This window comes from Kitasatospora sp. NPDC023176 (assembly GCF_055560495.1).
Genome location: NZ_JBVHIP010000080.1, coordinates 1 through 7,115 on the forward strand (window position 1 = coordinate 1; position 7,115 = coordinate 7,115).

The 7,115-nt window shown below is 72.2% G+C and carries 6 protein-coding genes; 1 reads left to right on the forward strand and 5 read right to left on the reverse strand.

The annotated features are described in order from the left end of the window. Nucleotides 1–174 precede the first annotated feature (174 nt). From ACZ3YL_RS42210 to ACZ3YL_RS42225, 4 genes are all read right to left on the reverse strand, one after another. Entirely contained in the window at nucleotides 175–1,302 is a 1,128-nt protein-coding gene (locus ACZ3YL_RS42210) for a GuaB3 family IMP dehydrogenase-related protein (RefSeq protein ID WP_188305103.1), read from the reverse strand. Nucleotides 1,303–1,483: 181 nt separating this feature from the next. After that, nucleotides 1,484–2,986, reverse strand: coding sequence for an IMP dehydrogenase (gene guaB / locus ACZ3YL_RS42215; RefSeq protein ID WP_188305104.1), 1,503 nt, complete (start codon nucleotides 2,984–2,986; stop codon nucleotides 1,484–1,486). A 276-nt stretch (nucleotides 2,987–3,262) separates the two neighbouring features. Continuing rightward, nucleotides 3,263–3,979: a sigma-70 family RNA polymerase sigma factor gene (locus tag ACZ3YL_RS42220; protein WP_188305105.1), complete on the reverse strand. Its 717-nt coding sequence runs from the start codon at nucleotides 3,977–3,979 to the stop codon at nucleotides 3,263–3,265. Between the two features lie 335 nt (nucleotides 3,980–4,314). After that, nucleotides 4,315–4,926 carry a response regulator transcription factor gene (locus ACZ3YL_RS42225; RefSeq protein ID WP_014136228.1) on the reverse strand — a complete coding sequence of 204 codons (612 nt, stop codon included), beginning with the start codon at nucleotides 4,924–4,926 and terminating at the stop codon, nucleotides 4,315–4,317. Between the two features lie 561 nt (nucleotides 4,927–5,487). Between ACZ3YL_RS42225 and ACZ3YL_RS42230 the strand changes: the two genes are divergently transcribed. After that, nucleotides 5,488–5,814: a WhiB family transcriptional regulator gene (locus tag ACZ3YL_RS42230; RefSeq protein WP_049654358.1), complete on the forward strand. Its 327-nt coding sequence runs from the start codon at nucleotides 5,488–5,490 to the stop codon at nucleotides 5,812–5,814. 89 nt (nucleotides 5,815–5,903) lie between these two features. On the opposite strand, the gene ACZ3YL_RS42235 is transcribed toward ACZ3YL_RS42230, so the two are convergent. Beyond that, a complete protein-coding gene (locus tag ACZ3YL_RS42235) occupies nucleotides 5,904–6,902 on the reverse strand; it encodes a LysR family transcriptional regulator (protein ID WP_465663152.1) in 999 nt (332 codons plus the stop codon). Nucleotides 6,903–7,115: the final 213 nt, after the last annotated feature.

Here is a 7,115-nt window from a genome sequence, read left to right on the forward strand (position 1 = left end):
CACCCCCCCCCCCGCCCCGCGCGATGCGGGCCCCCATTCTAAAAACCCCCCCCCCCCCCCCCCCCCCCCCCCCCCCCCCCCCCCCGGCACCCACCCTCCCGAGAGCCCCCCGAACGAACGAAGACCCCCACCGGCAACCCGGCAGAGGCCCTCGTCACTGCTTCAGCAATCCCCTCAGCGGTGATCCAGCGCCGGGTTCACCGTCACCTCGACCCGCTGGAACTCCTTCAGCTCCGTGTACCCCGTGGTGGCCATCGCCCGCCGCAGCGCCCCGAACAGGTTCATGGTCCCGTCCGGCGTGTGCGAAGGCCCGGTCAGAATCTCCTCGGTGGTGCCGACGGTCCCGAGGTCCACCCGCTTGCCGCGCGGCAGCTCCTCGTGGACGGCCTCCATCCCCCAGTGGAACCCCTTGCCCGGCGCGTCGGTCGCCCGGGCCAGCGCCGCACCGATCATCACCGCGTCGGCGCCGCAGGCGACGGCCTTCGGGATGTCGCCGCTGTAGCCGACGCCCCCGTCCGCGATCACGTGCACGTAGCGGCCACCGGACTCGTCCATGTAGTCACGGCGGGCCGCCGCCACGTCCGCGACCGCGGTCGCCATCGGCACCTGGATCCCCAGCACGTTGCGGGTGGTGTGGGCGGCGCCCCCACCGAACCCGACGAGCACCCCGGCGGCGCCGGTCCGCATCAGGTGCAGCGCGGCGGTGTAGGTGGCGCAGCCACCGACGATCACCGGAACGTCCAGCTCGTAGATGAACTGCTTGAGGTTGAGCGGCTCGGCGGCACTGGAGACGTGCTCGGCCGAGACGGTGGTGCCGCGGATGACGAAGACGTCGACCCCGGCGTCCACGACGGCCTTGGAGAACTCGGCGGTGCGCTGCGGCGAGAGCGCGGCGGCGGTGACCACACCGGAGTCGCGGACCTCCTGGATCCGCTGCTTGATCAGCTCGGCCCGGATCGGCGCGGAGTAGATCTCCTGCAGCCGGCGGGTCGCGGTGGGCGCGTCGGTGATCGAGGCGATCTCGTCCAGCAGCGGCTGCGGGTCCTCGTAGCGGGTCCAGAGACCTTCCAGGTTCAGCACGCCCAGACCGCCCAGGCGGCCGATCTTGATGGCCTGCTCCGGCGAGACCACGCTGTCCATGGGGGCAGCCAGGAACGGCAGCTCGAAGCGGTAGGCGTCGATCTGCCAGGCGATCGAGACCTCCTTCGGGTCACGCGTACGGCGGCTGGGGACGACGGCGATGTCGTCGAAGGCGTACGCCCGGCGGCCGCGCTTGCCTCGCCCGATCTCGATCTCAGTCACTTCGAGCCCTTCTGGTTTGTTGCTCATGCCCGCCGGGTCACCCCGGCCGCCCCCAGTATCCCGTACTGCCGCTGGTCCCGCCCCGACGGCCCACGCCCCGGATCGTCCGAGGGGCCCGCCGCTGCGGTGCAGCGACGGGCCCCTCGGACGATCGGGCCGATCAGGACGATCGGCGGCGCGCTCAGCGGGTCGAGTAGTTCGGCGCCTCGACGGTCATCTGGATGTCGTGCGGGTGGCTCTCCTTGAGGCCCGCCGAGGTGATCCGGACGAAGCGGCCCTTGCTCTCCATCTCGGAGATGGTGGCGGCACCGACGTAGCCCATGGTCTGGCGCAGGCCGCCGACCAGCTGGTGCAGCACGGCGGACAGCGGGCCGCGGTACGGCACCTGGCCCTCGATGCCCTCGGGGACGAGCTTGTCGTCCGAGGCGACCTCGGCCTGGAAGTAGCGGTCCTTGGAGTACGAGCGGCCCTGGCCGCGGGACTGCATGGCGCCCAGCGACCCCATGCCGCGGTAGGACTTGAACTGCTTGCCGTTGATGAACATCAGCTCGCCCGGGGACTCCTCGCAGCCGGCCAGCAGCGAGCCGAGCATCACGGTGTCGGCACCGGCGGCCAGCGCCTTGCCGATGTCGCCCGAGTACTGCAGGCCGCCGTCGCCGATGACCGGCACGCCGGCCGCCTGGCAGGCCTGGGCAGCCTCGTAGATGGCGGTGATCTGCGGGACGCCGATGCCGGCGACGACGCGGGTGGTGCAGATGGAGCCGGGGCCGACGCCGACCTTGACGCCGTCCACGCCGGCGTCGATCAGCGCCTGGGCGCCGTCGCGGGTGGCGACGTTGCCGCCGACCACGTCGATGCCCACGGCCGACTTGATCTTCGAGATCCAGGCCAGCGCGTTGTGGCTGTGGCCGTGCGAGGTGTCGACGACCAGGAAGTCCGCGCCCGCCTCGACCAGGGCCTGGGCCCGGTCGAAGGCCTCGGCGCTGGCGCCGACCGCGGCACCGACCAGCAGACGGCCCTCGGCGTCCTTGGCGGCGTTCGGGTACTGCTCGGCCTTGACGAAGTCCTTGACGGTGATCAGGCCCTTGATCCGGCCCTCGTCGTCGACCAGCGGCAGCTTCTCGATCTTGTGGCGGCGCAGCAGCGCCATCGCGTCCTCGCCGGAGATGCCGACCTTGCCGGTGATCAGCGGCATCGGGGTCATGATCTCGCGGACCTGGCGGCTGCGGTCCGACTCGAAGGCCATGTCACGGTTGGTGACGATGCCGAGGAGCTTGCCGCCCTCGTCGGCGATCGGCACGCCGGAGATGCGGAACTTGGCGCACAGCGCGTCGGCCTCGGCGAGGGTGGTGTCCGGGCCGACCGTGATCGGGTCGGTGACCATGCCGGACTCGGAGCGCTTCACCAGGTCGACCTGGTTGGCCTGGTCCTCGACCGACAGGTTGCGGTGCAGGACGCCGACGCCGCCCTGGCGGGCCATCGAAATGGCCATCCGCGCCTCGGTGACCTTGTCCATCGCCGCGGACAGCAGCGGGATGTTGACGCGGACGTTCCGGGAGATCCGCGAGGAGGTGTCGACCTCGTTCGGCAGCACCGCGGAGGCCCCGGGCAGCAGCAGGACGTCATCGAACGTGAGCCCGAGCATGGCGAACTTCTCGGGTACGCCTGCGGCGTTGTAAGACATTTGGGGGTACCTTCCGTGGCCGGCCTAATCCGCTCGCGCCCAGAGGGAGGGGGCGCGTTGATCGCTCACTCGCGCAGACCGCCGAAAGCCGGGTGGGCCGGACTTGGACGAACCTCCAAGGAAACCCCGTGCGCACCCGCGAAACTTTGGCAACCTGCCCAGGCGCCGATACCCCATGGTACTGGCACCGCGAATGTGCCCTCGTGTGCCCTTGACAACAAGCACCCCCAGCAGCTCATTCCGCCGCGCACGGGCCCCCGGACCTGCTCCTCCGGATCAGGAGGACTCCTCCGCGAGCGCCCGCAGCCGGCTGAGCGCCCGGTGTTGGGCCACCCGGACGGCCCCCGGCGACATCCCGAGCACCTCGCCGGTCTCCTCCGCGGACAGCCCGGCGGCCACCCGCAGCAGCACCAGTTCGCGCTGACGGGCCGGCAGGTTGGAGAGCAGCTCCTTGGCCCAGGCCGCGTCGCTGCTCAGCAGCGCCTGCTCCTCCGGGCCGAGCGCCTCGTCCGGCACCTCCGGCAGGTCGTCCTGCGGCACGACGGTCGAACCGGGCCCGCGCATCGCGGCCCGCTGCAGATCGGCGATCTTGTGCGCGGCGATGCCGTAGACGAAGGCTTCGAACGGCCGCCCCTGGTCCTTGTACCGGGGCAGCGCGCACAGCACGGCGACGCAGACCTCCTGGGCCACGTCGTCCACGTGGTGCCGGGCCCCGCCGGGCAGCCGGACGAGCTTGGCGCGGCAGTACCGCAGCGCGAGCGGGTGGACGTAGGCGAGCAGCGCGTCGATGGCCGGGCCCTCGCCGCGCACGGCGGCCGCGACCAGTTCGCCCACCAGGGGCGAGCCGCCCGTGCCGAGCACCGGCGGGCGGCCCGGACCGGCCTGCGCGCCGGAGCCACCGGACTCCGTGTACGACGGATCGTGGCCCGGGTCGGAGGGCTCGGCCTCACCCGGGTCCGCCTGGCCGGCCGCACCGGCGACATCGTCGCGCATCGGTCCATGGTGCCTGGTCGATCGAGAAAACGCGGCACCGCGTCCGGAGTTGTGCACCGGAACGTTATGCGCTGCGGCACCGTGCGGCGTGCCGCGCACCACCGGCCCCTCCTGCACCGTGCCGCCTTCCGCCCCGCCACCGTGGGTGGCCCCGTCCGTCGCGCCGTTCGCCGAGTGTCCTGCGGCTGCGTGGTTCGCCGCAGTGCCTGTCCGCTGGTCCCCGAGGTGCTCCACACCTCCATGGTGCAACCTCGGGACCGTAACGTCACACGCCTGTGCGGCGCCCGTTCCGGAATTCGACGGCGGTGCGCCGCAACCGGCGGCGCCGCCGGTTGTCAGCGGACCAGGCCCCAGCGGAAACCCAGTGCCACCGCGTGCGCGCGGTCGGAGGCCCCGAGCTTCTTGAACAGCCGTCGGGCGTGGGTCTTCACGGTGTCCTCGGACAGGAACAACTCGCGCCCGATCTCCGCGTTGCTGCGCCCGTGGCTCATGCCCTCCAGGACCTGGATCTCACGCGCCGTCAGGGTCGGTGCCGCGCCCATGTCGGGGCTGCGCAGCCGGCGCGGGGCGAGCCGCCAGGTCGGGTCGGCGAGGGCCTGGGTGACGGTGGCCCGCAGTTCGGCGCGCGAGGCGTCCTTGTGCAGGTAGCCGCGGGCACCCGCGGCCACCGCGAGCGCGACACCGTCGAGGTCCTCGGCGACGGTGAGCATGATGATCCGAGCGCCCGGATCGGCGGACAGCAACCGCCGGACCGTCTCGACCCCGCCGAGGCCGGGCATCCGGACGTCCATCAGGACGAGATCGGAGCGGTCGGCCACCCAGCGGCGGAGGACCTCCTCCCCGTTCGTCGCGGTGGTGACCCGGTCCACACCGGGTACGGTCGCGACGGCGCGGCGAAGCGCCTCGCGGGCGAGCGGGGAATCGTCGCAAACGAGAACGGAAGTCATGACCGTCGTCCTCCGCAGCTGATCCGCGTCACGTTGAGCCTCCTGGCTGGTACGAACCTCTCCGACACGGCCGATCGGCGACGGACTTCGTACTGATCGCCCCGACTTGCCCGCGATCGTTCCCGACGTCCGGCGCCCGCTAACCGCCTCCGCACTTCCAACGACCGTCACTCGAATGAGTTACGGCCCACAGGCCATCTCCACCACTGTACGTGGCCAACCCATTACCGATCAGCCGCATCGCGGTGCACACGCCGCAGTTTTGCGCAGCTCGCGCGCGGTGGGCGCACGACCCGCACACCGGCGCGGTGCGTCGCGCGCCCTCCGGCCACCCGATTGCCACGCCCGCGCCCGCCGAACCCCTTGCCCACTTTGCCCGTTTTTATAGCTTTCGTATGGTCATTGACTGTTGTGCCAGTGTGTGGGTGACTTGTCCATGGAGTTGCCTTAAGTCATATTTCCAGGTGTCCACACCAGCGCGGGACGCCCCGCCGGGCACCGTTCGGCAGCAGCCCGCCGAAACGCCCGGCCGCCGCCGACCGCCTCTGAAGGGAATGAGTCATGGCAGATTTCTCCCGCCTCCCCGGTCCCAACGCGGACCTCTGGGACTGGCAGCTCTCGGCAGCCTGCCGTGGCGTGGACAGCTCGCTCTTCTTCCACCCCGAGGGCGAGCGCGGAGCGGCCCGCAGTTCACGCGAGGCCAGCGCCAAGGAGGTCTGCATGCGCTGCCCAGTGATCGCCGAGTGCGCCGCGCACGCCCTGGCGGTCCGTGAGCCGTACGGCGTCTGGGGCGGGATGACGGAGGACGAGCGCGAGGAGATGCTGGGCCGCTCGCGGCACCGCCTGGTGGAGGTCCCGTTGGCCCCGCCGGCGGTCGCGCAGCGTTAGACCCGCCTCCACGGTGCGCCGTGAAGAAACGTTTCTTCGCGGCGCCTCAGGCCACCCCACCCCCTTTCAGGGGCCCCGGTCACCGACCGTCAACGATCGGCGGCCGCATCCGCCAGCCGCTCCCGCATCAGCGCGACGGCCGGCACCTCGGCCAGGTCCGGCAGGGTCAGCGCCACCACCTGGCGCACCGCCGGCGCCCCGGAGGCCGCCCGCACCGGCACCGTCGACACGCCGTCAGGACGCACCGACTGCAGGGCCAGCCGGGGCAGCACCGCCACCCCCAGCCCGGCCGCCACCAGGCCGACCACCGCCGGGTAGTCGTCGGTCGCGAAGTCGATCCGGGGCTCGAAGCCCGCCCCCGCACACAGCTCCACCAGGTGCCCCCGGCACTGCGGACAGCCGGCGATCCACTGCTCCCCCGCCAGCTCGGCCAGCTCCACCGGACCACCCCGCCCGGCCAGCGGGTGGGCGGCGGGCAGCAGGCCCACCAGCGGATCGTCCAGCAGCGGGGTGACCACCAGGTCGGACCAGTCGGTTCCGGCCGACAGCTGTTGCGCCTCCAGATTGGCCTCGGCCCGTGCCTCGCGCGGCGAGCCGTGGGCGGGCGCCGACACCACGGTCGCGCCGTCGGACGGCGGGTAGCGGAAGGCCAGCGCGATCTCGCACTCGCCGCCGCGCAGCATCGCCAGCGACTCCGGCGGCTCGGCCTCGACCAGCGACACGCGCACCCCCGGATGGCCGTCCCGCAGGCGGGCGACCGCGGGCGGCACCAGGGTGGAACTCGCGGTCGGGAAGGAGACCAGCCGCACCCGTCCGGCCCGCAGCCCGGCGATCGCGGCCACCTCCTCCTCGGCGGCGGAGAGCCCGGCCAGGATTCCGGTGGCATGCTTGAGCAGAACCCGCCCGGCCTCGCTGAGCTGCATCCCGCGGCCCGAGCGGACCACCAGCGGGGTGTCCACCGACTTCTCCAGGGCCTTCATCTGCTGGCTGATGGCGGGCTGGGTGCACCCCAGCTCGCGGGCGGCGGCAGAGAAGGAGCCGGTGCGGGCGACGGCACGCAGGACGCGGAGATGGCGGGCCTCGATCATGCCTCAGTTATAAGGCAATCTTTGCTTTCCGCAAAATTCTACTGATAGTTGAAGCCTCAAGCGCCGCCCCGAGCAGCCCGGAGGCGAGCGGGCGAGCCCCCGCCCCGAGCCGAAGGGGCGCGCCGGTGCCGAAAGCGAGAAGGGCCCAGCCGCCGACGAAGGAGGTGGCGCAGCGCCCGCCGACCGTCGGCACCGGACCCGAGCGACCCGGAG

Bases quoted from the DNA above. Each gene is read 5' to 3' on its own strand.
- guaB (WP_188305104.1), bottom strand. From the start codon at position 2,986: ATGTCTTACAACGCCGCAGGCGTACCCGAGAAGTTCGCCATGCTCGGG.
- ACZ3YL_RS42220 (WP_188305105.1), bottom strand. From the start codon at position 3,979: ATGCGCGACGATGTCGCCGGTGCGGCCGGCCAGGCGGACCCGGGTGAG.
- ACZ3YL_RS42225 (WP_014136228.1), bottom strand. From the start codon at position 4,926: ATGACTTCCGTTCTCGTTTGCGACGATTCCCCGCTCGCCCGCGAGGCG.
- ACZ3YL_RS42230 (WP_049654358.1), top strand. From the start codon at position 5,488: ATGGCAGATTTCTCCCGCCTCCCCGGTCCCAACGCGGACCTCTGGGAC.
- ACZ3YL_RS42235 (WP_465663152.1), bottom strand. From the start codon at position 6,902: ATGATCGAGGCCCGCCATCTCCGCGTCCTGCGTGCCGTCGCCCGCACC.